Genomic DNA, 23,843 nt, shown 5'->3' on the forward strand with positions numbered 1-23,843 from the left:
TCTCCTTCTGTTATTGCAGATTCTCTAGGGTAAAATGATTTACATCCTTCATGTTTCCTTCCACCTGAGAATCTTCTTCCCGCTGCGCGATCATATCATCATATTTCTGCTCACGCAGTTCTCGTTCTACTGCAACTCTCGCTGTTTCCAGATCTGCATTTTCTTCACTATCTCCAAAAATCCAGTCCCGGCTTTTGTAGTGTTCAACGATCTCATCTTCTGTCAGTTCCATACCTTCGCGATCCGTATCACTGCAGTATTTTTCCTTCAAAGTGCTGATTTCATAATCCAGATAAAGTGGAAACGTATACTCTTTCAGTCCATAGATTACTTCCCCTTTTTCCACTTTTTCTTTTCGTTCCGCATTCTCATCTTTCCAGCGCTTTTCCAGAGCCTCATAACTACTGTCTGATATATCGCCGTTTTCTTTTGCGAGATCATACACTGTATGAATGTATTTCAGCTGCTCGACTGTATTTTCCGCCAGAATTTCATACCCGTATTTTTCCTTATACTTTTTCTTCCAGAAATCGTCTCCATAAACGGCGTCGTAATCCTGCTGAATCTGCATTTTGGTATCATATTCTACAGATTCCATGCAGTTTACATACTCTTCTTTGCTGATGGTATGTTCCGCAACAGTCAGATCAAATCGATGATCCTTTTTATATTGCATGACGCCGGCAACAATTCCCACAACCGCAAACACTGCTACGATGCCTCCGATCTTCAGGAACTGTTTTTTCCGATTCTTCATGATGTACCTCCTTCCCGTCTGAAATCCTGTTCTTCCTGCACACAGATTTTCTCAGTCAAGTTTGATTTTATTATAACAATCCGTTCTTTTCACATCTCGTTCTTTTTGTTTGATTCTGCCATGGATTTTGTCAAATTCGGAACTATAAGTAAATTTCCCGTAAATACCAAAAAAATATTAAGATTTCTCACAGGGCGTTCTTAACCTTTCCATGCAGCAAAAAAGGAGCTGTCGGTAAATAACGTTTTTTAGAGCTGACAGCACCAAACAAAAATATCCTGACAGTTACAGAGCTTTCTGGCTCTGCAACTTGTTCAGGATATTTTTATTTTGATAAATACTTTCTGTTTTTGGCCGCAAAAATCCTTGTTTGGATTTTTTTAGCCGCATTTTTTTCTAGGCAGTTTTTCCTTCAAATTTTCTCAGTTTTTCGTATAAAAAACGATGATATTTATTTATATTTCTTCCAATAGCAAACCTTCAGATTGAATATCGAACCCTTCTCTTTGATAAAAAGAGAGGGCTCTGGCATTCTTCTGGTATACGTTTAATCGTAATCTAACTTTTTTATTCTTGATATAGTCTAATAAAAGTTTACCTATACCACATGACTGCATCTCATTAGAAACAAAAATCCCTTCCATGTATTCGTTACTTAGTCCTACAAATCCCTGAATCATTTTATCATCTTCATACACATAGACTTCCGCTTGTGACATTATTTCTTTCACTAATTCATAATTACTTGTCCAATATTGCTCAGAAATAAAATCATGTACTTTCAAATTAGTCTTTAACCATATATCAGCAACTCTATTAATATCTATGTTCTGCATCTTTCTGATCATAACGATTATCCTCCATCTGCTCCGATTTCAGAGCTTCATTTCTAATACCGATTTTACCGTACTTTTTAGGCTCAGTCCATCTTTTATCCCCAAGCAATATCGCTTTCGTTTCCTTTCTGCCTAGCTATTAGTCCTTTTTCTTAAAGAAAGCATAAAAATTAGAAAAAACAAAAACGCCAGTGGAATACTCCACTGACGCCCTTACAGATACTATTGATTTTTTCTTTTATTATTTGTCGATAACTTTACTTATAATGTCGGACATATGGTCAAGACCGTATTGTCTATCAGCTAATGCATCCTCAAAACTACTGTCACCATACACATCATTTACCTGCTCTTCCGTCCAAACATCACATACTTCTTCCATTTTTTCAATAAATTCATTGATTTCCTGTCTGTTCATACTGTTCTTTCTCCTTTATTAAAATTTAAAAATATCAATTTTACCACTATGCACATCGTTGTGATGTTTGCGACACAAAGCAACTATATTATCAATACTTGATACAATTAGACTCGATGCAATTGGTATAGCAACTACAGCAGCTGCACTACCCGCATATTGAATCATCTTTGGAATACTGGGAGACGGTGTTTTTGGCTTTTTTACTGTCCCTGGTGGTAATCCATTCTTCTTTTCAAATTTTCCTACGCTACAATCACTTCTTGCTTTTCTCATTCTGTACTCTCTCTTTCCTCTTTCACTCTTTTTGACTTCATGTTCATTATTGAGCTTGTTGTTAATTGATAATTCAAGTATAATAAACTCTATACGAGAAATATACGTCTTGCATGAGGACTTAACTATTGATACTCCTCATGTTTGGCGATATACGGGGAGGAAATTCTCATGGGTAAGCAATCCACCAGGGAAAACAAAACAATTTACCAGCTTTGCCGAGAAGCGGCAGGACTTACAAGAGCAGAGGCCAGTGAAAAGATGGATGCTGTCTCTGATTCAAAAATTGAAAAATTCGAATATGAAACACAAGAACCTACGCCTTATGATATCCTCCAGATGGCAGATGCCTATAAAAGACCGGATCTTTGCAATTATTATTGCTCTCACAAATGCGAAATCGGCCATCGTTATGTTCCGGAAATAGAAGTGACCGATCTGTCCAATATCATTTTGGAGACAATTGCCAGTCTGAATGAAATCAATCCTCTTACCGGTCGTCTGATCCAGATTGCCCGTGACGGTAAGATCAGCGATGATGAAATGAAAGATTTTGCTTATATCAGTAAAAAACTTGATGAAGTCTCTTTAGCCATAGACTCTTTGAATCTTTGGGTAGATAAGACAGCCGGAGAACAGGGGCTTAATCTTGATCTCTTAAATGCCGAGAAAGAAAAATTAAAATAATCCATAACCCCAAGAAAGGCAATGAACCGTTTCTGACTCATTGCCTTTTCCTTTACATACGCTGTAATTGATTGACGATACTTTCTGTTCTTCGAATAGCTTCTTCTACCTGTCTTTTTGCATTATTGATTCGATCCTGGACCACCCAGTCCACAACAAATCCATCAAAGAAATAATCCGCAAAAGAAAGAAAATCTCCAGTATCGATATTCAAGTTACATACCATATTTACATCATTTAATTCTCTGCTGAAATTACGAAGATCATACTTTGCCTGTTCCATATTCCGTTTGGCCTGATCCATTTTAGAATGTTTTAACATCGTAGTGAAAAAGCCGCCGCCAAACATATCTACCAGTCCCCAGTTCTTTGCACTGTTTAAATTTTCTTTTGCTGCCTGAAGACTGTTCAAAGCTCTGCGCCCAGCTTCAATTGCTTCTCTTTTTTCTTTTTCAATATCATATCCCATTCGTTTTCTTCCTCCTGATCGATTATGAATGTGACGTCACCAATGCTATAATTCCACCAATGATCAATAATGGAAATGCAATGTACATCAGTCCACCTACAACCATACCGATCAATATCACTGGGAAGAAAATAACTGTACAAAGTAATTTCATAATTCCCCAGGATGCTTTTAATCCAAATATAAAAAATTTTCCAACAAACCAAATCATACAAATTGTAAATAATAACGATAACATTTTTTTACTCCTTCTGAAACTCATTCTGATATGTGTCTTTCATTTTTTCTGTTCTTTTTCTGATAAATATTCAGATGTGTTCTTTATACCAAGCTTATTACTGAATGCCGGATTTTTCTCCATCTTTTCTAATATCCGGATCAATCGAATTCTCTGTGCCGCTTCCATCTGATCACCCCATTTATATTCTGCTTTTTTGTTGATATCGTCACTATAACAAATTTATTTTTCATAATACACATCCACCATGAGGAATTGCACCTTTATATTTCTCGAATTTTGAGAAATCTCTCTTTATAATTCTCTATACAAAGTATATACCTGTCTATGTTATCTCTATTATAATAAACATATCTGAATAACACTATGAATTATTATGAAAGGCAAAGGAGTCAGTAGTACTATGAGAATTGAAAACTTACAAAATGAAAACAGAAAATTTGCGAAAAGTATCGGAAACTTCCATGTACTTGAATATGTACAGGATGCCAGTGTATCACCAATGAACGCAATGAACGAATATTTCATGAGCAAAATGGGGGTCAGGAGAAGACAAGTTGTTATTGATATTGATAAAGACCATTCTGCTATTATCCAGGCCGGTGCCATGCAATGGATGGGCGGAAATGTACGAGCTACATCTGGTGTAAAAGGCATCGGAGATTTCCTTGGAAAAGCAATCAAAGGTGCCGTTACAAAAGAAACCGCAGTTAAACCGGAATATGTTGGTGAAGGCTGCCTGGTATTAGAACCGACATACAAGTATATTATCCTTGCAGACATCGGCAAATGGGGCCCGGCCGGAATGACAATTGAAGATGGCATGTTCCTGGCTTGTGATGCAAATGTAAAAAGTAAAGTTGTAGCCAGAAAAAACCTTTCATCAGCCGTACTAGGTGGAGAAGGTCTGTTTAATCTGAGTTTGCAGGGAAATGGTGTAGCTGCACTGGAGTCTAATGTTCCTGAAGATGAATTGATTGAAGTCCTCTTGGAAAATGATGAACTGAAAATTGATGGAAATCTTGCTGTATGCTGGTCATCCAATCTTGAATTCACCGTAGAAAGATCTACCAAAACACTTGTAGGATCTGCAGTTAGCGGAGAGGGTCTGGTAAATGTTTATCGGGGAACAGGACGAGTACTGATGTGTCCGGTCGCACCGACAACTTCCTTGTTTGAGTCCACCAACACCATGGCTGCAAAAGCTGCCGCTAAATCCAGCAATACATTTGGAAAATAAGCGGAAAACACATTCTCTTGTAACCAACAGACGCCGGTATAGGAGTATAAAACTCCTATATCGGCGTTGCAGCCTGCTGTCATTTTACAGACCCTATAGCTTTTCGTCTCAGCCTTTCGACTGATTTACCGGCGAATCTTTTATTTGTATGATATTGTAACTTTTTCATTAAACCTGTCTGTTATAGATATTTCATCATTGTTGAGACAAGAATATTCATATCTACAGGCTTTGCAACATGATCATTCATTCCAACAGAAAGAACATTTTGTATATCTTCTGCAAAGGCATTGGCAGTCATCGCAACAATTGGGATCCTGGCTTTTTTCGTATCCTTCATTTTTCGGATGGCTAATGTAGCATCATATCCATTCATAACAGGCATCTGAATATCCATAAGGATCATCTTGTAATAATCAGCCTCCGCCTTTTCAACCATGTCAATACATGCAACACCATCATTTGCAGTCTCAACAATACATCCTTCTTCCGTCAATAGTTCTCTTGCAATTTCTGTATTAATTTCATTGTCTTCCACTAATAGGATTCGAACACCGTTCAAACAATTTTTATTGTGCAGATTAGTATTTTTCTTCTCCAGAATATCTTCTTTTAACGCTTTTCTGCAAGGAACAGTCACTGTAAATGAAGAACCCTCGCCCTGCTTACTTTTCACTTCTATAGTGCCATTCATGAGTTCAACAAGTTTTTTCGTAATCCCCATTCCAATACCGCTGCCCTCAATATGACTGGCGGTAGAATTACGTTCTCTTTCAAAAGCTTCAAAAATATGCTTTTGAAATTCTTCAGACATACCAATTCCATTATCGGTAATGGTAATGATCATATTGCACCAGTCTTCTTTTTCACAGGGTTTCTGTACCACTCTACAGGATATTGCACCTCCTGTATTTGTATACTTTATCGCATTACTTATAATATTGAAACAGACTTCTGACAGGTGCGGTGCATCCATATATACATACGGATACATAATCTGTTCCGTCAGAGAGAGCGTCTGATTTTTACTTTCTGCCTGTTGTTGGAACATAGTGACACAATTTTCAAAGTTCTCATGGACATCTGAAACAACATATTCCATTTCGACCTTATTATTTTCAATCCTTGCAAGATCCAGAACATTACTAAGCATCGACAAAAGTTCTTTTCCGCATATTCGAATTTTTTCAAGGTATCTGCTAAGTTTTTCTGTTTCTATCAAATGTCTGGACGCCAGCTCTGCATATCCAATGATTGCATTCATAGGAGTTCTGATGTCATGAGACATATTGAACAGGAATGACGATTTTGCTTTATTTGCACATTCTGCTTTTAATTTAGCTTCCCGCAATTCCTCTTCTTGTTTTAATTCCCGCATTTTTTCATCTGTCACATCTCGATTTGCAATCAGCACGGATGTAACATTTCCATTTTTGTCATAACTCTGAGGAACAACCATGGAAAGAAACCATGATCCATTCTTCTTTTTGAATTCGGAAGACATAGATTCTTTATTATGAAGCCGTGCCGCCATGGTTTGTATATCAAAAAAATCTATATACTTCTGTACAAACGGTTCTGCTATAATACCTTCGATAACCTCGAACTGAGGATCCCAATCTGCAGTATTATCTTTAATATCCCAATCCATCTTTCGGGATCTTTTGACAAGTTCGACCTTCTTTGTTTTCAGATTCAACCTTGAGATATAATAATAGGCAGTACCTAATGCATGAAACGCCTGTCGAGTTTTCTTCACCTGCTTTCCCAATGTAACAGGGAACTCTTCACCGTCCCTCTGTTCCAAATCCGGTGTTGACTGATGCAGATGCTGAACCAGCCATTTTCCATTTATCCACCTATAGATAATCGTAAATCTTGTCTCCATTTTAAAACAAATCGAACCGTCCTTAAACAGACCAATAAAATCTACTGTTCCATGAGCAAGAACATGATCATCATCAAGCTGTTCTTCTTCCTGATGTAAATTTTGTACTTCAATTCTGATTTTGCCTCTTTGTTTTACATCAAATTCAAATGATTCTAAAAACTCATGCAGGTTCCTGAAAATCTCGTGTTTCCCAGTTCCAATCAGACTGATATTTTCATCAAAATAATTCTCTATACCTAAATCATTTACTGATTCAGCATTACTATATATTTTCATAAGTTGCTCTGTGAGTTTTTTGAAATCATCCATACGGTTCCCTCATGCTTAAAAAGTCTTAAATGACTTTACGTTTTTTGTTTTATTTTAAAGTTTATCCACTTTTCATTCTCTTCCCAAAAATCCGAATATACCAATCAAATTATTTACTTCATCATATCACAGCAGGATATTATTCCACAATCATTTTTTCAACGCTTATCGCTTGTAAATCAAGAATAAAATCCTTAAATATCTCTCGATTAACTTCTTCTCGAAAAAAGAAGCTACCATTGCATTTTCATTATTTAGAATGTTTTATCTATCTTCCACGCTTTCCAGACATCCGGCTGATATCCATGAGTGGATTGTTTTCCGTTACGGACCACCGGTGTCTTAATCACCTGCGGGTTTTCCAGTCCACCATTTGCCTGGGCAACCGAATTGAATTCACCCTTGCTCAGTCTCGCCTTCCGGCTCGGTCGGTTCGTAGCACGTCGTCCACTGGACGACACTCACCCTTTTTCTTTCATATCATGGAATTGAATCCATACATTCTATGATTACTGGAACTTTATTTCATTTTTAATTCAACAAACTTGAATTTATGGATTTAACTTCCTCAAAATAATCAGCTTTAGGGTAATACATACAATCACAAAAACTGTCACCAAGACACCATCCAACAGCAACTCTGTGTACCACGGTGCAGACTGCATGGCATATAAATTTGGATAGATTTTAAAATGCCAAAACTTATAAATTCCGAACCCAATGAAAACTCCTATAAATGAACCAATAACGATGTTTAAAAAACAATTCAACTTTCTCAGCATAGCAGCACATCCCTTTCCAATTTCGTCAAATAATACATAGGCATCGTCTCCACAAACAGCTTGTATCAAGAAATGTCCCCTATCGTCCATTGCCAGTTCTCCATCTATAAGCATATCTTCCTGTACAAAGGTCTGAAGCTCCCCTTCTTGCCCTTCGGACAAGAAGAATTTTCTTGAAACCACCTAGACTACACCTGCGGCTGATGAACAATTCCCACAAACAGCGGCAATCCGTCTGTCCCTGTGATAGCAAATATAAACGGTCGGTTTAAAATGAAATCAACCTCTTCCTCCGGCGGAGCGCACGCACCTGCTGTCATCATCACTGTGTAGGCCGCAGCCGTAACTCCTTCCTCATCAACCGCAACACGCACCGCATGCTTAGCCTGAGAAAGATATGCCGCTGTATCATCGGTCATAGGAGAAAAATCAGCGGTTTCCGGGTCAAAGATATCCGTAATACCAAGGTTCATCAAATCCTTTTTCAGCTCCATATCGGATGCCACATCAAACTTAGGAACTGCTAAATTCACCATCAAAAATTTGCTTTCGGCTTTCTCACCGCTGCTGAGAAGAAATTCCATGGTATGCTCATCGGCAAGCAGTTCCTCCGGTGTTATGCCCTCATCCGGCCGTATAAACCACATATATCCGCTGCCTTCCAGCTTTTTGGCTGCTGCTGAAAAGCGCTCGCTCCAATAATACGTATTTGTATTGCTCTGGTGCATGAAATCACAAGTCACATCACCATTGTCAGCATGAAATGTATCCGGCTTTGTATTACTTTCAGAAAACTCTCCATCCCATTTTGCGCGGAAATAAATGGTAGAAGCCAGGGCAAGGATGGTCTCCGGATCCATCGACAATTTCGAGGCCTGTTCTTCCAGAAGTCCACCAGTCTGTTGATTCATCCACTCCTGAAGTGCCTTATCATAAGCGGCAGATCCCATTTCTCCCCGGAAGGAGGATGCATAATAATATTTTGCCAGCGAATCCAAAGTATTCTGCTTAAATTTGATTTGATCGTTCATCCACAGAGAATTTGCGAGAATGCTGGTTACGGCACCGTCATCACAGTAATTTGCATTCCAGGCTGCAGACGCCTTCTCATGAAGAGAGTTTATATCATTGCAATCAAGCAGGTTCAGAATCTGGCTTCGGCTATTACCATCGGTCACCTCCGCCAGCATGGCAAGAGCCATATAAATATTAATCGGAGAACAAGCTTTGTTTTCTCCACCGGTTTCACTGAGCAGCTGTAGCACAAGCGTGGACAGATAGCTATCCAGACCATCTCTATAACCATCCGGTTGATTCATCTGTTTTTTGCGATCGGCCCACCATGCATCGTAAACCTTATCAAAACCATCACTGTCAAAGTCCCCATTTAATTTCGTATATTTACTTTCATCTGGATACTTTGCCATACTCGGATACTCAGCAGCAACAACTTGATATTTTTCATTTTCCCCTGCCTTCTGCGTACAGGCAGTCAAAGAAATTATATTGATTGAGATAAGTAAAATTGCGATCATTCGTTTCATCACGATACCTCCCTACAACTTCCGATTTTAATGTCTCTATTATACCATAATGATACTATTATAAAAAAGGAAAAAGAGCTCCTTCGAGCTCTTTTGATTCAGTTCTGTAAACTTGAATTTCTGGATGCGTATAATATGCGAAAAAAAACTTAACTTCATCTTAAATATAGTGCTGAGTTTCACTGCCATTCTTTAACACCATTTTCACCACACCAAGCAATGCTGCAAACAAAACACCAGCAACCGGCCATACAATCCATGTAATATCCCAGCTCATCGTCCAGAAGCTCCATGCAAGGTAAATCGCTGTAGTCAAGCACCAATATACACCAGAAAACGTGTCAGTCTTTTTCTTAAACAGTTTTTCTTCTTTTGTATATTCGCCTTCCTGAAGAAGGGTATCGTAACTGCTTTTTACCATCCCAACACGAACCAACAGATTCACTCCTATTGCAAGTATGAATAGCAGTAATCCAACGGAAATACCACAGTAATAGTCGGACGCTTCCATAGATTCGGCAATAATTGTCGGAATCACTGCCAGTATACAAAGCACTACCCCAACAGCTGTTCCTCTGATAAAAATTGGTTCATAGGAATCTTTTTTTTCTCGTACCATTCCAGATACACCATACTCTGTTTCAAAGCATTCTTTTTCAAAATGTTCCATATGTGATTCACTCATTCCATATGTAATAAACAAAAAGACGGCTGCCGCAACCATTCCAAGCAAAAAAACACATCCAAATACTGTTGCCAGAGATTCCGAAACATGAAATACGCTATCTTCTGCCATTGTCACAAGAACAATCAATAATATTGGACTTAAGATACACATACTTGTTGCGTTTGCCACTACTTTGGATCCATTTCTTTTCATGTCAAGAAATTCATTTGCATTCTCCATAGTTACTTTTTTCAACGGTTCTGCATAGCTTTCAGTACTTTCGTGATAGGTGATATTTTCTGCTTTCATTTCATCTTTTAATAGGTAATCTGTACTAACACCAAAAAGCTCCGACATCTGTAAAATTCTTTGCAAATCTGGAACAGCTCCTGCACTTTCCCACTTAGATACTGCCTGTCTGGATACGCCCAACTGATTGGCTAGTTCTTCCTGTGACCATCCATTCTTTTTTCTTTCCTCTGTAATCTTATCAGCTAAAATCATTTTTTCCTCCTTTTGCAGATTTTATGAGCTAAATATAACAGTTTTGCTGTTTGCATTCCACCATTTCAGGCTGTAAATCTGTCAACCAGCAGTTGCAAATCACAAAAGGACTCTATGAATCCCGATTTTCCAGCAATACAAGCAGGAAATTATTTATCATCTGCATTGTTTTCCTTTTTCTTATGAGTCGAACCCAAGCAAAGAAACGAAGAACCAAGACATAACCATACTATAGCCATAGAATTTTCATTTCCAGTCGTTAAGCCAATAGCTGAGACTATCAAAAACAGAGCTGATACAACATAAAATAAGATTGATTTGTTTATTCCTTTTTTCATAAATAAGCATCTTCTGCAAACAATAATTTATTTTAATAAATATTTTTTAAACGCTTTATGATTATCAAAGTGGACTTCTCTAAAAAACAGAACTAACCACATAATATAGGTTGGTATAGCCATATATGGGGTTAAAAAGCAGGATAATGTCGCTCCTGCTAACATTATAACAGTCCATATGAAGCACTGATTTCTTATATCACGAGAGATCTGAGCTTTATCATACATCGCCTGTTCTTCTTTAGAAAATGAATTAAATCCTGAAACAAATTTAGTTACTTTTTCCTTAAAAATCGCAAATAACACACCTATAATTACAAATGGTATAACCAAAATTATACATGACCAAAATCCTATATTCATAATACATACCTGTAACTTTCGATTTATAAGTACAATTTGTTTTCCTTCCTGCCAGAACAAACCTTCTTCATTTTTTTCCCGGCGATAAAGCTGATAAACTTGCTGCAATTTCTTGCTTTCTTCGGACAGACTGCTACACAGTGCATACAAGAAATGCACTTATCCTTATCGGTCAGCTTCGGATTGTTCAAGGGAATAGCACCTGCCGGGCATTCTTTTGCGCACAGACCGCAGGAAGTGCATGTTCCATTTGCAACAGGTTTGAGCGGAACACCACCATATTCTCGATATGGTCTGTTTCCCGGAAATGCAGGTGTCCTTTGTGCTTCGCTGTTTTGCATAATCTTTGCGGCAAATTCCAGCAATTCTTTTTCATCCTGCTGATCCGGGCGTCCGGTTCCAAATTGGTGCATCAGGGAATGCTCTGCGACAGCCTCCATTCCTGCGATACATACAAATCCTGATGCCTCCAGAACATCCTGTAGTTCCAATAGAGTATCATCAATCATACGGTTTCCAAATACTGCCACAAGAATTGCCTTCGTACCATCTGCCTTTACTTTGCGGAACATATCCGTTACAACTGATGGAATGCGTCCACCGTAAGACGGTACAGCAACCAAACATAGATCCTTTTTTTCAAATTTCACCTTCATGAGTTTATCTGGTTCTTTAATTAGGTCGATTTTTTCAGCCTCCAGCTTCGTCCCTTTGGCAACAATATCTGCTACTTTCTTTGTGCCACCGGTTGGGCTGAAAAATATATTATAAAATCTCATAATGTGCCTCCTGCTAATACCGAATAATTCCAGTTAAGAAAACTGGAATTATTCGGTATTTTCAAATACTAACGTACTTAATTCTGTTCGATAAGTGATTTATAGTAGTTACCAAAATCAGCAAGTGAATTAACAATTGGAAGCATTTTTGTTCCGAGTTCCGTTAATCCGTATTCAACTCTCGGTGGCTGCTCATGGTAATCGTGGCGATATGCCAGTCCATCACTCATCATTTGTCTTAAACTATCTGTCAAAACCTTTTGTGAAATACCATCTATACTTCGTTGTAGCTCATTGAATCTCCATGGGCGCTCTTTCAAGTTACGCAAAATCAGCAGTTTCCATTTTCCTCCGATGAGAGATACTGCTGTTGCAACTGGGCATTCCGGTAATTCTTCTTTTGCTCGCATAATTCTCACCTCCGAGTCTATTGTAACACATTCAATTTTGAGTGTACAGTTACAAAAAGGTGCGTACTTGTTTTTGTATGTGTCTCACACTATACTAATACCAAGCAACCAGAAACTACAAATCAACTATGGAGGTATCATTATGACAAATTACACAAAAACAACTATTGGAAAGGAAAACCGAATTGAGCTGCATGAAAAGTTGTCTTTAACAGGTGCAGAAATCAGTTTAAACGAACTACCTGCAGGAGCAAATGTCCCATTTGTTCATTCTCATAAAGAAAATGAAGAAATCTATGGAATTCTTTCAGGTAACGGCAAAGCCATAATTGATGGAGAAGAAATCAGCCTTTCAACTGGAGACTGGCTAAAAATCGCACCTGCTGCAAAGCGTCAGTTTTTTGCATCCGATGTTTCTGGAATTACTTATATCTGCATTCAGGTAAAAGAAAATTCTCTGGAACATTTTACAGCAGAGGATGCTGTAATCGGCTAATTAAAAGTATTTATTCACAAAAAATGCACAGTTCCAGATAAGCTAAGAACTGTGCATTTCTTTTTTCTTCAATTTTACAATTCCTCTATTTTTCAAACAAGAACTTCTCGATTTCAAATGGCGATAAATAAATCTCTCCACCATCATCAGTTTAATTTTCGTTTAGATTAACGATTTCTTTTTCCTGTATTCTCTGTCCCTCGGATTTCCTCATGATAGAAATAATCTACGATCACCGGATGTCCCTGCGGGACTCTGCCATAAGGCATTTCATTATCCACAAAGGGACAATCATACTTCTTAGCCATTTCCTCAGCTTTTACTTCAAGTGCTTCAAAGTAGCTGCGGTTATGCTTGTTATAGATCTCGTCGTAAAGTGGTACAAGATCAGGATATTTTCCGGCGACATAATCCATAATTGTCTTTTTGAAACCGCCTCGAAGATTGAGATTTTCGAGCCAGAACAGATCGCACTGATCCTTTACCCGCTCAAAGATTGCTTCAAAATCCGTGATACCGGGGAATACCGGGGATACGAAACAGACTGTACGGATACCTGCCTCATATACCTGCTTCATAGCAGCGATACGGTGCTCAATGCTCGAAGCAGAATCCATATCGTTCTTGAAATTTTCATCTAGTGTGTTGATCGACCATGAAACGGTTACACGTCCAAGCTTCTTCAACAGATCAATATCCCGTACCACAAGATCCGACTTTGTACAGATCAGAATATCTGCGTCACTGCCGATCAGCTGCTCCAGAAGTTTTCTGGTATTCCCGAATTGCTCCTCCTGTGGATTGTAGCCATCTGTCACAGAACCGATGATCACCCGCTGTCCGGCATATTTCTTCGGATTTTTAATTTCCGGCCAATGCTTCACATCAAGGAAAGTGCCCCATTCCTCCTTGTGCCCGGTAAAGCGCTTCATAAAAGAAGCATAGCAATACTTGCAGGCATGTGTACAGCCCACATAGGGATTGACCGAGTAACCGCCTACCGGCAGACTAGACTTAGTCATGATGTTCTTTGTTTCCACCTCACGAATGAGGATTCCATTCATTACTTCTTCCATGATTTCTGTACCTCTAACACTTTATTAAATTCTTCCGGCATTTCCTGAATCATATTTTCATCCCCTATGATAGGGACAAGGTCTTCCTTCATAAACACCGGAATGCCGAGCTTATGTGCCTGATCCGTCAGAGACCATGCCCATTCCGGCTCCGTATGAATCTTCCTGCTCTGAGCTCCGGTCATGGTGCCGACAACGATCCAATTGATTCCGGAAAGGTCAACTGTGCCGGGATCATCAAATAACGGCTCAAAGGTAACATGGTAATGTTTTGCTCTGACGTTTTTCCGAAGGGCGTCGATACGCCACAGTTCTGCTTTCCTCGTCACCGTAACGCCAAACCATGCGTTTTCCAGATCGGTATCAATATCCAGCGAATCAGGTCGCTTGGTAAGGAACAGGAACTGATGCTGCGGATTTTCACGGATCTTTACAAATACCTCGTCTCTCCATTCCGGCTTCCATCCGGAGAGATCGCTCATGCCGGTAAGAAGAAAGTTCTGCGGACGTTTCTTTTCCATCATCTTAAGCTTACCCGGAAAGAATTCAGGGGCAGCGAAGTCATCAATCATATGCCAGCGTTTCACGTTGTTGCGGGCATAGCAATATGCACACCCCACTGTGCAGCCAATGACGATATTCATGTTCTGAATCTGATCTTTGATACAAATACTCATGACTTCTGCCACTCCTCAAGATTCTTTCTGATGCGGTCGAGGCATTCCTCAAACCAGGTAATTTCTTCCTCTGAAAAATCTTTGTAGTAAATACTGCCCATCTCATCAGATACAGAATCGTACTCACCCTTTAAGGCATGTGCTTTCTCAGTCAGAAACAGGAGTGTTTTTCTTTTGTCCGTTTCAGACTGAACACGGCTTATCAGCCCTTGATTTTCCATTCTTTCCAGCATCGTAGTAAGAGATGTTATCGCTAATCCGCATTTAGTCGAGAGTGACCTGATTGAGATACCATCCTCCTGCCACAGCACATAAAGAATACGCCCCTGGGCTCCATTAAACGCATCAATATTCTTTTCACTGAGAATCTTCTCGAAAATCCGGTCTCCAAGCTGTTTTATTTTGGTGACAAGAAATCCTCCATTCATTTCCATACAAAAGCTCCTATATAGTAGTTTACCAAAAACATACTATATAGGAGCTTTATTGTCAACAGTTTATATGTCCTAATAGGTAAATTCCGTTTTTTTCAATTCTCCAAACTGGAATTTGACTTGCCTATTTTCTTAAAATCTCATGTGGAGCTTCTATTTCATTTGCCAAGGTATGCTCTGTTAATTCTGACATCAATTTCAATTTTTTATTAATCAATGGTCGCATACAATTAGGAACATGTTCCTGATGCGCTCTGTGGATTGCTACACATTCCTTACAGTTTCCGTGATAACGACAGGCTTTCAGGCAAGGACAGTGATCTTTGTCTTTATACTCCTTACGAAATTCCGCTGCAAATTCTTCTTGCAGTCTCAGTCCCTCGACACGGTTTCCCTTATGAAATTCTACCATTGCATCCAGTTCTTTCTGGTTCCCTTCAATCTTCATGTTATTATAGCGCCTCCATTTCAACTATTCCTCATTTTCTGATAAATTAGAATTTTCAAATTAGTCTTTGCAAATAACCTTTGAACCTTCACCATCAATTACAATTCCCTGACGGTTGTTAATCGGGCATAGATTCAAATCCGAAAACTCAGTCATTATTTTCTCGGTAACTTTCTTAAATGGTGCTGTAAGATAATGCGGAAGAACATAGAAATCAATCAAATCAAGCCCTGCATCATCTTCTTGTGAGTAGTCCTCTGGCTTTTCATCCATTTGCTCGATATATTGGATGCTTGGAGCGCATATAATTGCGCCTGCCGACTCGCCGATCATCAATTTTCCATTTGCCAATTCCTTTTTCAGTAGCCCATCAGTTCCCGTTTTACGGAGCTGGTCCATAAGAAAGAAAGAATTTCCGCCGGTAAAATATATCACATCTGCTTCTTCAAAAACAGACTGTATCGTTGAATAAGCCTCCGTTGAAATATCAATTTCAGTTACGATTGCTCCCAACTTTTTGAATAATTTTCGAGCCGAGCCGACATAACCGGTGTAGCCTTCACGCAGTGAAGCTGTTGGAATAAATGCGACTTTCTTATTTTCAATTTCTTCCTTTATCAGACTTCCCACACTTGAAAAGTGCGAACATAAAAATAGTTTCATCAATATTCTCCTTTATAAATTCCGATTTTCTTAATTTTCCAAACTTGAATTTGGAGTGTGCTTTATAAATTTTTTCCGATTCCCTCAAGTTCGTTCATGGAATTCTTATTTTTTTCAAGTTCATCTCTGGCTGTTGCATAATATGATTTATTGAAAAGCATGTCCCATGAAAGATATTTTGCCATACAGTCAAACTGCTTATCAATCAGCTCATACTGGATACTGTCTACGGGAGAACCACCTACAACAATCGTGCCCACTTTTTTATTTTTTAACTGTAATCCACGGCAGTAGCACTTATCAATGACTAATTTCAATTGTGCTGACATTCCCCACCAATAAACTGGCGTAGCAAAAAGAATCATATCTGCGGCAGCAATTTTATCAATTGTAGGATTTGTATCATCCTTATCGACGCATCCCTTAGAGCATTGACAGACACCACATCCCCTGCATGGTGCAATGTTGAGTTTGTCTGGTTCAATGATTTCAATTTCATTCTTTTCTGACGCTCCTTTTATAAATGCATTGATTGCTGTCAGCGTGTTTCCTTTTCTGGCACTTCCATTAATGATTACAATTTTCATGCGTGTATCCTCCAACTTTTTCAATTCAAATAACTTTAGGTTGCCTGTCATAAAATATTCGAGAAGAACTCTTCTAGTAAACTATTGATCATCTCCGGTTTATCTGTATTAGAATTATGACCGGCCCCTTCAATCCACTTTAAAGGAATTTTCGTTTTTCGATGCCATTCTCTGTTATACCTTATGCATGAACCGGCATGATCCTTTATACCACATATCAACAGGGAAGGACATTTGATTTCATAAGGCAGATCCTTTTCCATTGCCTCTGCCAGAATACGAAATCCATGCCCGGCAATTTGTGCATAACGATGCTGATCACCATCATAGACCAGCATCATTTCCTTCATCAGGTTTCTGCCATAATTAGAAGTTGCAACTCCCTTTGTTCCGGATTTCAAAAGCAACTTCCATGGGTAATGTGCATATACTGGTTCCATTCTTTTCAGAAGCCAGATCTCCACTGCTGTCACATAGTTTCTCTGGAGCGGTGCTGAATCAATGGAAATAAAACCTGCCAACCGGTCAGGATACAATTGTGCATAAGCCTGGCCTACATATCCTCCCATTGATTGACCGATTATAATTGGTTTTATGATTTCTTCTTTTTCAAGAATCCCATTCAACCATTTTGCCTTATCAAACAAGTCAAAATCAAACCGGAACGGCCAGGAAAAGGCATGAGCCGGTGCATCCCATACAATAATATTATATTTTCCATCGAAGTACGCAACCTGTTTATCAAACAGTCTATGGTCAGCAGTCAGCCCCGGAAGAAATACAAGCGTCGTTGTATCCAAACTCAGAATACTTGACCAATAGTGAATTATTCCGCAAGGAGTTTGATATGTACTTTCCTTCAACAAATCCACCTCCGCAATTTTCATTTTCTCGGTTACACAAACTGAAAAACTTTAACTAATATTGGTTTTTTATATCAAATACATTCTGCTACATCTCATCCGGTTTTTGATCGTCGTGGGCTTTCCATTGACACTCCGTCAATTTCATATCTGTAAATACCGCTTTAAACGATGAATCTTCCGGACTGCATGCATAAATTCCAAATTTGATTTTTCCTGCACCAGCCCACATATGACAAATCCTCATTTGCTTAAACCGTATGCCATAGTGTACTCTTTTTCACCAGTAGCTTCATCCAAACCTTCACATTGAATAATGAACCCTTCTCTTTGGTAAAAAGAAATTGCTCTGGCATTCTTCTGGTATACATTTAATCGTAAGCTAACTTTTTTATCCTTAACATAATCTAATAAAAGCTTACCTATGCCACATGACTGCATTTCATCGGAGACAAAAATACCTTCGATATATTCAGCATTTAGTCCTACAAATCCTTGAATCATTTTATCATCTTCATACACATAGACTTCGGATTGTGACATCATTTCTTTCACTAATTCATAATTACTTTTCCAGTATTGATTGGAAATAAAATAATGTGCTTTCAGATTTGTCTTTAACCATATGTCAGCGACTCTATCGATATCTCCGTTCAGCAACTTTCTAATCATAACAAATATTCTCCACAACTACATCCTTTATGCTTTTCTCTTTTATCCATTCTATCACAAGCTCACCATTAATCATCAATTTTTTGATATTTTTTCTTTTTCCCTACTGCAAAACAGCATCTGAGCGTTTCGTTATATAGAGTGGTACAAATACAGAGCAAAACTAAAATGTTAGCTGGAAATTGATCCTTTTGAATGGAATTTTGTGTCACGAACGTGTTTAGAAAATAACAAAAGCGTTCGTTGTCAGCTAATCCAGCTAACATTTTCGAACGCTTTGAAGCCCGTCGCCAAGAGGATTTGAACCTCCGACCCCTCGCTTAGGAGAGCTCCAACCTATTGTCACTCTCTGTCAATCTGAGGTAAGGTAAACCCATATGGGACACTATTAAAAACTGTTTCCAATTCAATTTGAGTTATTCTGAATACCCCCTCTGTCAAGCTCTGTAAAGCTCTGAAAGTTAGCTGATTGTTTGCTCCAGCTAATAATTGGGGAATGCCTTGATATTACCATCGACATCTGTTATATGACCACCATGCTTCGTACGTTCGATCATGGTAAACAGTATTCAATTAAACTTCCTATCGAAAGCACAAGATATTTTCTTGTCTATAAATAATATAACGCATACGAGACGGTTTGTCCATGCGTTTTTGACTGGCAAATTTTATATTTTGTTACTGTTCAAGGGTTAGCTGGACTTGAACAGTAACAATCTGCCTGATCAACACCCTGTTTTTTATTGTTCCAAGTTATCGAGCCAGTCATCGAAACTCTTCTTAGAGATGTGATACTTTCCGCCATCCAACTGGATCCACCGGAATTCCTTTTTCTTTAAAAGGTTATAAATAGTAGGTCTGCTGACTCCTAAGATTTCCTGTAACTCTTGAACTGTATAACATCTTTTTTCTGACATTTCTTTATCCTCTTTTCTTTGAAATATGAAAGAAAAATTATCCCTTCATATAATGAAACGCTCAGAGCATGTTTTACAGTGGTCAAAAGCAAATTTTTTTACTTTTTTTCTTACGAGTTTTCTTGCGAATTTTTTTAATGCAACTCGTAAGAAACTCGTAACATTAGATTTTTACATTTTTCATGAAATTAAGTAAAGAAAAAGAGCATATGGAATTGAATCCATACACTCTATGATTACTGGAACTTTATTTCATTTTAATTCAACAAACTTTTGTTTATCTCGTTCTTAAGTTCATCTTTATTCTCGTATGTTCCCACTATCGGAATCGTACTCTGTCTGTTCTACATAATCTGCGGAACAGTCTCGTTTGTACGGATAAAAAAATAAACTGAGCCACGGCTGTTCCAGTTCTAACACGAAATCAGCCGTGGCCTTATTTATATCATTTCACTCTTTTTTGCAATAGAACAACACCACAGCAACAACTCAAATCGACTTAAAATTCCAGACTATTCGCATTTAGCAAGAAATACTTCATTCCCATGATAACAAAACCTTCATCATTTCTCCAAGGCTTTTTGCTGCCATTTACAATGACGATCTTCTTGAAAGAGTCCGGGATATTACGCAGAGAATTGAACTCCTGCGTCTGTTTTTCTTCCGAAGTCATGTCATATGCAACCTGGATATAGTATCTCTGGTTTCCTTGATTCACCACAAAGTCAACCTCCAACTGCTTGCGAACACGTTTGCCCTCTTTATCCTTATCGAAAATATCCACGACACCCACATCAACATTGTAGCCACGGATCAGCAGCTCGTTATAAACAATGTTCTCCATGATATGAGTAGGCTCCTGCTGTCTGAAATTCAGACGTGCATTTCTCAGTCCCAGATCAGTAAAGTAGTATTTCAGATTTGCACCGATATACTTTCTGCCCTTAATATCGTATCGGCTTGCCTTGGAAATCAAAAAGGCATCTGTCAAATGGTCGATATGCTTGGAGATGGTTTTATTAGCATAAGTCATCTGGCGCTCACTGGCAAAGGTATTGGCAATCTTTGAAGGGTTGGTCGGTGCGCCGATTGCAGATGCAAGCACATCAACCAGAATCCCAATCTCATCCACGTTCTGAATCTTATTTCTTTCAATAACATCCTTCAGATAGACATTTGCAAAGATGTTCTTCAGATAGTCCGCTTTCTGTCGTTCGCTCTGAAAACTTACGATCTGCGGCAATCCTCCGTAGATCATGTAGTCATCCCAGGCATCATCATAATCGCCGTCATAGACAGAATAAAACTCTGCAAAGGAGAGCGGATAGATTCTAATCTCATCACCTCTGCCACGGAACTCGGTCACAATGTCGCTGGACAGGAACTTGGAATTACTTCCGGTGACATACACATCAATATTGCTCATGCGGAGCAGGCTGTTCAGCACTTTCTCAAATCGTGGCATGAACTGCACTTCATCCAAAAGGAGATAATACTTCCCGTCGTCTTTCATGGCATCCTTGATGTACTTGAAGCATACCTTGGGATCTCTTAATTCCTCGTTCTCAATACCATCCAATGCAATTTCAATAATATGATCAACATCAACGCCGTTCTCCAGTAAGTATCTCTTAAAGATGGTAAACAGCAAAAAGGATTTGCCACATCTACGAATGCCGGTAATCACCTTTATCATTCCATTATCTTTTCGCAGGGTAAGCTGCTGTAGGTAAGCATCTCTTTTAATCTCCATCATTGCACTCCCTATTTCCGTGCATCTGCACATTTTTTAGTAATGAGATTCTATCACAGAACGACCTGAATTTCAATGTGTATTCCCATTTTATGTGCATCTACACACTTTTATGTGATGTTGATAAATATATTTTCAGATTTTTTTGATTGCAGTGTCTATAAGCGACTACTCCAATCGTTATTATAGGTAAACAACAAAAAGGAGATTCACTCCTGTTGCTAATCTGTTACTGGAAGAAATAAAAAAGATCATCGTTTTACCATAATCGTGAAACGATGACCTTTTTGTCCTTCCTTTCCTCCCGCAACACCTTTCCCTGGTATTTCAAACAGAATAATAATCTATGCATTTTCTGCACAAAATGAGGAATGACTGGTTTTTCAGTTGCTTGCCGTAATTTTAGGTGTATAGCAGTACCTGGCCGGAAGACGGATACAAAGGATGCGGAATGGATTGCCGACCGTTATATTTCGGAAAGCGGCCATTCTAAAACGGAACAACGACCGCTGAGCACCGTAAACTGCACTTCAAGGATCTGGGAGCGGATTACTATAATCAGTTCAATAAGGAACGCAAGATCAATGCGTATCTCAAAAAGTTAAAAATTCTTGGATGGGAAGCCCCTGTAGTTGCCGCATAAAGTTTCCGGTTAAGTGAAAAAAGTCTATTAAAGTTTGTATAGGGAGAGTCTGCGCTTTTTTAGTTACCCAGAAGTTAATGTTTCACAGTAAGTAAAAAAAGATGCCAGGATTTCTCCTGACACCGTAGTGACTGTGCCAACTTCGTGCCCAGTGGGCACAAGGTTGGTTCATCTCATCATATACTGTTGTAATATAAAAACGATGCAATGCCACTATAATTTCAATAGATTCATTATCAGTTTTACCAGCCTCTTTTTCTACACCAAATACATCTGTTTCAAAAGAATCCTTCATCTGACCAACCATCTGAACACACTCTTCATAAGTAATGCGGTATACCGGAGTACTTCCCTCTGGCTTACTTAATGCCTGGTGGTCATATTGATCCAGAAGAATCAATGCATCTGTGTATTCATTTACTGCTCTTAGCACATCTTTTTCCTCTATATCAAGTGCATCTGCAAGCATCCTTGACTGAATATCAACTGTTTTCTTAAGAGCCTGAAGACGCTTTTCATTGATTGCATAACCTTTCAAAATAAACTGTTTAAGAACATTATTTGCCCATTTTCTGAAAGCTATACCTCTTTGTGAATTGACTCTGTATCCAACTGCCAGAATCACATCTAAAGAATAAAATGCAACCGGCTGTTTTACTCCATCAACACGCATTTTTTGCGTGTTGTTATTTTTATCAACTTCTGAAGATCTGAAAACATTATTTATATGCTTTCTAATATTAGTTTCATCCTTATCAAACAAAACTGCCATTTGATTCGCAGACAGCCATACCGATTCTCCATCTCGAGATACTGGTACTTCTAATTGCATATTTCCATCCATAAATAAGACAATATCATTTCCCATATTCTTCACCTATTACCTTCTGTACAATGTACAATATGTATTTATCCACCTACACTGTTCATATAGTTCAACTGTCATTAACAAATAAAAATGTTTTATGATAATGTATCTATCACTGATTTTACTGTACTTTTCAGATTCAGTCCATCCTTTATCCCAGCCGGTAAAAAAACTCTTCTGTATCTCATGTAAGTATTCCTGTTTTCCGTCCATGTGCTTTCTTTCTACGCAATCCTTATAATCTGCTCCCAAAGCAAAATCTCCTCTGCATTTACATTTCGATTATCATGGTAATGACCAAAAAACCACTTTTTGAACGTACACTTCTGACGTATTTCCTCCAAATAATCGTTCAGATAGTCTTTTGAATAAAAACCATTTCCAAGTAAGGCCTGGGTGCTTGAAGCACAACTATGTGTGACAATAAAGTCAACCTTATTATCATGCTTCTCTAAATTCTGTCGTCCTTCCTCCATCTCTTCTTTTGATGGTAATTCCTGCTTCCACCAACTCCAATGATTAATACGAAACGGCAAATACCCTTTGCTTAATGTGTCATATTTCTTTTCAAACTCCGGATCATCTGGTTCCAACACTCCACCCTGGATATCGTGGCTGCTGGCTCCTCCAAAGCTGAATATCTTCTTTTCTGCAATCTTAAATACCTGTCCTCTCATAAGATGGATAACAGATTCTCTTATTTTATGAACCTTGCCACCGTGCCAATTCTCGATCGGATACTGATATAAACGGTCAAAATTCTCATGATTACCACAGACAAAAAGCGTAGTAAATGGTCTGGAATCCAGCCAGTCCAATATCATCGTTTCCTCTTTACTTTCTGCCTCTCTGTGCCACACACCCCCGAAATCTCCACACCATCTTTTTCATAATCAGAATCTGTATCTGACGTTAATCTTCTGTATGCAATTATAAACGCAATTAAGCCTAAATATGCTTCTGTCTTACCTCCACCGGTAGGGAAATATAGAAGATGTCTAATATTCTTTTGTTATTTTCTCTGTTATCTCATATATCTCTTTGAATTTTTCTAAGTCCTCCGGTGATCTGATCAGCATGATTTCTTCGATTTTTCCGGTTCGTATATCTTTGAACCCTGCTACTTCTTCTCCGGTACAAATGCTTGCACGAATTACTGGTTTCATATGTTCTCGGTCATATGTTTTTTTCACGATTTTCTTTTTGAATATTCCCATGCTTCATCCTCCGAATAATTA

At 38.5% G+C, this 23,843-nt stretch carries 30 protein-coding genes, 2 pseudogenes and 1 riboswitch; of the genes and pseudogenes, 3 read left to right on the forward strand and 29 right to left on the reverse strand.

The window, feature by feature from the left end; translation table 11 throughout:
• Positions 1–10 precede the first annotated feature (10 nt).
• From ETP43_RS15805 to ETP43_RS15815, 5 genes and pseudogenes are all read right to left on the reverse strand, one after another.
• On the reverse strand, positions 11–757 hold the full coding sequence (locus ETP43_RS15805; protein ID WP_129259258.1) for a hypothetical protein: 747 nt from the start codon (positions 755–757) through the stop codon (positions 11–13).
• Between the two features lie 396 nt (positions 758–1,153).
• A pseudogene (locus tag ETP43_RS18900) lies at positions 1,154–1,234 on the reverse strand (transposase); the annotation flags it as partial.
• Positions 1,213–1,605 (reverse strand): GNAT family N-acetyltransferase, encoded by a 393-nt coding sequence (locus ETP43_RS15810; protein ID WP_129259260.1) that lies wholly within the window; start codon positions 1,603–1,605, stop codon positions 1,213–1,215. The gene ETP43_RS15810 and the pseudogene ETP43_RS18900, both read right to left, overlap by 22 nt.
• Before the next feature lie 229 nt (positions 1,606–1,834).
• A complete protein-coding gene (locus tag ETP43_RS17190; protein ID WP_164979756.1) occupies positions 1,835–2,011 on the reverse strand; it encodes a hypothetical protein in 177 nt (58 codons plus the stop codon).
• A gap of 18 nt (positions 2,012–2,029) precedes the next feature.
• A complete protein-coding gene (locus tag ETP43_RS15815) occupies positions 2,030–2,287 on the reverse strand; it encodes a hypothetical protein (RefSeq protein ID WP_129259262.1) in 258 nt (85 codons plus the stop codon).
• A 171-nt stretch (positions 2,288–2,458) separates the two neighbouring features.
• Between ETP43_RS15815 and ETP43_RS15820 the strand changes: the two genes are divergently transcribed.
• Complete coding sequence (locus ETP43_RS15820; RefSeq protein ID WP_129259264.1) at positions 2,459–2,974, forward strand: helix-turn-helix domain-containing protein; 516 nt, start codon at positions 2,459–2,461, stop codon at positions 2,972–2,974.
• A gap of 52 nt (positions 2,975–3,026) precedes the next feature.
• Here ETP43_RS15820 and ETP43_RS15825 read toward each other — a convergent pair whose 3' ends face one another.
• Positions 3,027–3,443 (reverse strand): hypothetical protein, encoded by a 417-nt coding sequence (locus ETP43_RS15825; protein ID WP_118568242.1) that lies wholly within the window; start codon positions 3,441–3,443, stop codon positions 3,027–3,029.
• Between the two features lie 641 nt (positions 3,444–4,084).
• Here ETP43_RS15825 and ETP43_RS15835 point away from each other — a divergent pair.
• Entirely contained in the window at positions 4,085–4,921 is an 837-nt protein-coding gene (locus ETP43_RS15835) for an AIM24 family protein (RefSeq protein ID WP_118618977.1), read from the forward strand.
• A 64-nt stretch (positions 4,922–4,985) separates the two neighbouring features.
• A riboswitch (cyclic di-GMP riboswitch) is annotated at positions 4,986–5,061 on the reverse strand.
• A 41-nt stretch (positions 5,062–5,102) separates the two neighbouring features.
• Here ETP43_RS15835 and ETP43_RS15840 read toward each other — a convergent pair.
• The 9 genes from ETP43_RS15840 to ETP43_RS15880 all read right to left on the reverse strand — a co-directional run bounded on the left by ETP43_RS15840 (position 5,103) and on the right by ETP43_RS15880 (position 12,508).
• On the reverse strand, positions 5,103–7,121 hold the full coding sequence (locus ETP43_RS15840; protein ID WP_129259266.1) for an ATP-binding protein: 2,019 nt from the start codon (positions 7,119–7,121) through the stop codon (positions 5,103–5,105).
• A gap of 254 nt (positions 7,122–7,375) precedes the next feature.
• Positions 7,376–7,582, reverse strand: a complete 207-nt coding sequence (locus ETP43_RS15845; RefSeq protein ID WP_129259268.1) for an arsenate reductase family protein — start codon at positions 7,580–7,582, stop codon at positions 7,376–7,378.
• A gap of 90 nt (positions 7,583–7,672) precedes the next feature.
• Positions 7,673–8,086, reverse strand: a complete 414-nt coding sequence (locus ETP43_RS17805; protein WP_243114317.1) for a hypothetical protein — start codon at positions 8,084–8,086, stop codon at positions 7,673–7,675.
• Between the two features lie 5 nt (positions 8,087–8,091).
• Positions 8,092–9,447: a serpin family protein gene (locus ETP43_RS15855; protein ID WP_129259270.1), complete on the reverse strand. Its 1,356-nt coding sequence runs from the start codon at positions 9,445–9,447 to the stop codon at positions 8,092–8,094.
• Positions 9,448–9,607: 160 nt separating this feature from the next.
• The gene (locus tag ETP43_RS15860; RefSeq protein WP_129259272.1) at positions 9,608–10,618 is read right to left on the reverse strand and encodes a helix-turn-helix domain-containing protein; all 1,011 of its coding nucleotides are present in this window, start codon (positions 10,616–10,618) and stop codon (positions 9,608–9,610) included.
• A 149-nt stretch (positions 10,619–10,767) separates the two neighbouring features.
• A complete protein-coding gene (locus tag ETP43_RS15865; protein ID WP_129259274.1) occupies positions 10,768–10,956 on the reverse strand; it encodes a hypothetical protein in 189 nt (62 codons plus the stop codon).
• Positions 10,957–10,983: 27 nt separating this feature from the next.
• Entirely contained in the window at positions 10,984–11,319 is a 336-nt protein-coding gene (locus ETP43_RS15870) for a DUF3784 domain-containing protein (protein WP_129259276.1), read from the reverse strand.
• Between the two features lie 23 nt (positions 11,320–11,342).
• Positions 11,343–12,098, reverse strand: coding sequence for a 4Fe-4S binding protein (locus ETP43_RS15875; protein WP_129259279.1), 756 nt, complete (start codon positions 12,096–12,098; stop codon positions 11,343–11,345).
• Positions 12,099–12,175: 77 nt separating this feature from the next.
• Complete coding sequence (locus ETP43_RS15880) at positions 12,176–12,508, reverse strand: winged helix-turn-helix transcriptional regulator (protein WP_072522465.1); 333 nt, start codon at positions 12,506–12,508, stop codon at positions 12,176–12,178.
• Positions 12,509–12,650: 142 nt separating this feature from the next.
• Between ETP43_RS15880 and ETP43_RS15885 the strand changes: the two genes are divergently transcribed.
• On the forward strand, positions 12,651–13,004 hold the full coding sequence (locus ETP43_RS15885; protein ID WP_129259281.1) for a cupin domain-containing protein: 354 nt from the start codon (positions 12,651–12,653) through the stop codon (positions 13,002–13,004).
• 167 nt (positions 13,005–13,171) lie between these two features.
• Here the strand turns inward: ETP43_RS15885 and ETP43_RS15890 are convergent, their stop codons facing one another.
• From ETP43_RS15890 to ETP43_RS15960, 14 genes and pseudogenes are all read right to left on the reverse strand, one after another.
• Positions 13,172–14,080, reverse strand: a complete 909-nt coding sequence (locus ETP43_RS15890; protein ID WP_129259283.1) for a radical SAM mobile pair protein B — start codon at positions 14,078–14,080, stop codon at positions 13,172–13,174.
• The gene (locus tag ETP43_RS15895) at positions 14,068–14,757 is read right to left on the reverse strand and encodes a radical SAM mobile pair protein A (protein ID WP_129259285.1); all 690 of its coding nucleotides are present in this window, start codon (positions 14,755–14,757) and stop codon (positions 14,068–14,070) included. Before ETP43_RS15895 ends, ETP43_RS15890 begins: the two co-directional genes overlap by 13 nt.
• The gene (locus ETP43_RS15900; RefSeq protein WP_004612404.1) at positions 14,754–15,191 is read right to left on the reverse strand and encodes a radical SAM mobile pair system MarR family transcriptional regulator; all 438 of its coding nucleotides are present in this window, start codon (positions 15,189–15,191) and stop codon (positions 14,754–14,756) included. The genes ETP43_RS15895 and ETP43_RS15900 overlap by 4 nt, the downstream gene beginning before the upstream one ends.
• A 124-nt stretch (positions 15,192–15,315) precedes the next feature.
• A complete protein-coding gene (locus tag ETP43_RS15905) occupies positions 15,316–15,639 on the reverse strand; it encodes a hypothetical protein (RefSeq protein WP_004613237.1) in 324 nt (107 codons plus the stop codon).
• Between the two features lie 60 nt (positions 15,640–15,699).
• Positions 15,700–16,302 (reverse strand): Type 1 glutamine amidotransferase-like domain-containing protein, encoded by a 603-nt coding sequence (locus tag ETP43_RS15910; protein ID WP_055271744.1) that lies wholly within the window; start codon positions 16,300–16,302, stop codon positions 15,700–15,702.
• A gap of 62 nt (positions 16,303–16,364) precedes the next feature.
• Positions 16,365–16,889, reverse strand: coding sequence for a flavodoxin family protein (locus tag ETP43_RS15915; RefSeq protein ID WP_062807680.1), 525 nt, complete (start codon positions 16,887–16,889; stop codon positions 16,365–16,367).
• A gap of 47 nt (positions 16,890–16,936) precedes the next feature.
• Positions 16,937–17,752: an alpha/beta fold hydrolase gene (locus tag ETP43_RS15920; RefSeq protein WP_129259287.1), complete on the reverse strand. Its 816-nt coding sequence runs from the start codon at positions 17,750–17,752 to the stop codon at positions 16,937–16,939.
• A gap of 88 nt (positions 17,753–17,840) precedes the next feature.
• A pseudogene (locus ETP43_RS15925) lies at positions 17,841–18,017 on the reverse strand (DUF1349 domain-containing protein); the annotation flags it as partial.
• Positions 17,996–18,424, reverse strand: a complete 429-nt coding sequence (locus tag ETP43_RS15930) for a GNAT family N-acetyltransferase (RefSeq protein ID WP_129259289.1) — start codon at positions 18,422–18,424, stop codon at positions 17,996–17,998. The gene ETP43_RS15930 and the pseudogene ETP43_RS15925, both read right to left, overlap by 22 nt.
• Positions 18,425–19,164: 740 nt before the next feature.
• Complete coding sequence (locus ETP43_RS15940; protein WP_129259291.1) at positions 19,165–19,341, reverse strand: helix-turn-helix domain-containing protein; 177 nt, start codon at positions 19,339–19,341, stop codon at positions 19,165–19,167.
• A gap of 499 nt (positions 19,342–19,840) precedes the next feature.
• Positions 19,841–21,094 carry an ATP-binding protein gene (locus ETP43_RS15945; RefSeq protein WP_129259292.1) on the reverse strand — a complete coding sequence of 418 codons (1,254 nt, stop codon included), beginning with the start codon at positions 21,092–21,094 and terminating at the stop codon, positions 19,841–19,843.
• Positions 21,095–21,819: 725 nt separating this feature from the next.
• Positions 21,820–22,605 (reverse strand): RhuM family protein, encoded by a 786-nt coding sequence (gene rhuM / locus ETP43_RS15950; RefSeq protein WP_129259294.1) that lies wholly within the window; start codon positions 22,603–22,605, stop codon positions 21,820–21,822.
• Between the two features lie 224 nt (positions 22,606–22,829).
• Positions 22,830–23,465 (reverse strand): metallophosphoesterase, encoded by a 636-nt coding sequence (locus ETP43_RS15955; protein WP_243114318.1) that lies wholly within the window; start codon positions 23,463–23,465, stop codon positions 22,830–22,832.
• 138 nt (positions 23,466–23,603) lie between these two features.
• Complete coding sequence (locus ETP43_RS15960) at positions 23,604–23,822, reverse strand: aspartate dehydrogenase (RefSeq protein WP_129259296.1); 219 nt, start codon at positions 23,820–23,822, stop codon at positions 23,604–23,606.
• Positions 23,823–23,843: the final 21 nt, after the last annotated feature.

This window comes from Blautia faecicola, from assembly GCF_004123145.1.
GTDB lineage: Bacteria > Bacillota > Clostridia > Lachnospirales > Lachnospiraceae > Oliverpabstia > Oliverpabstia faecicola.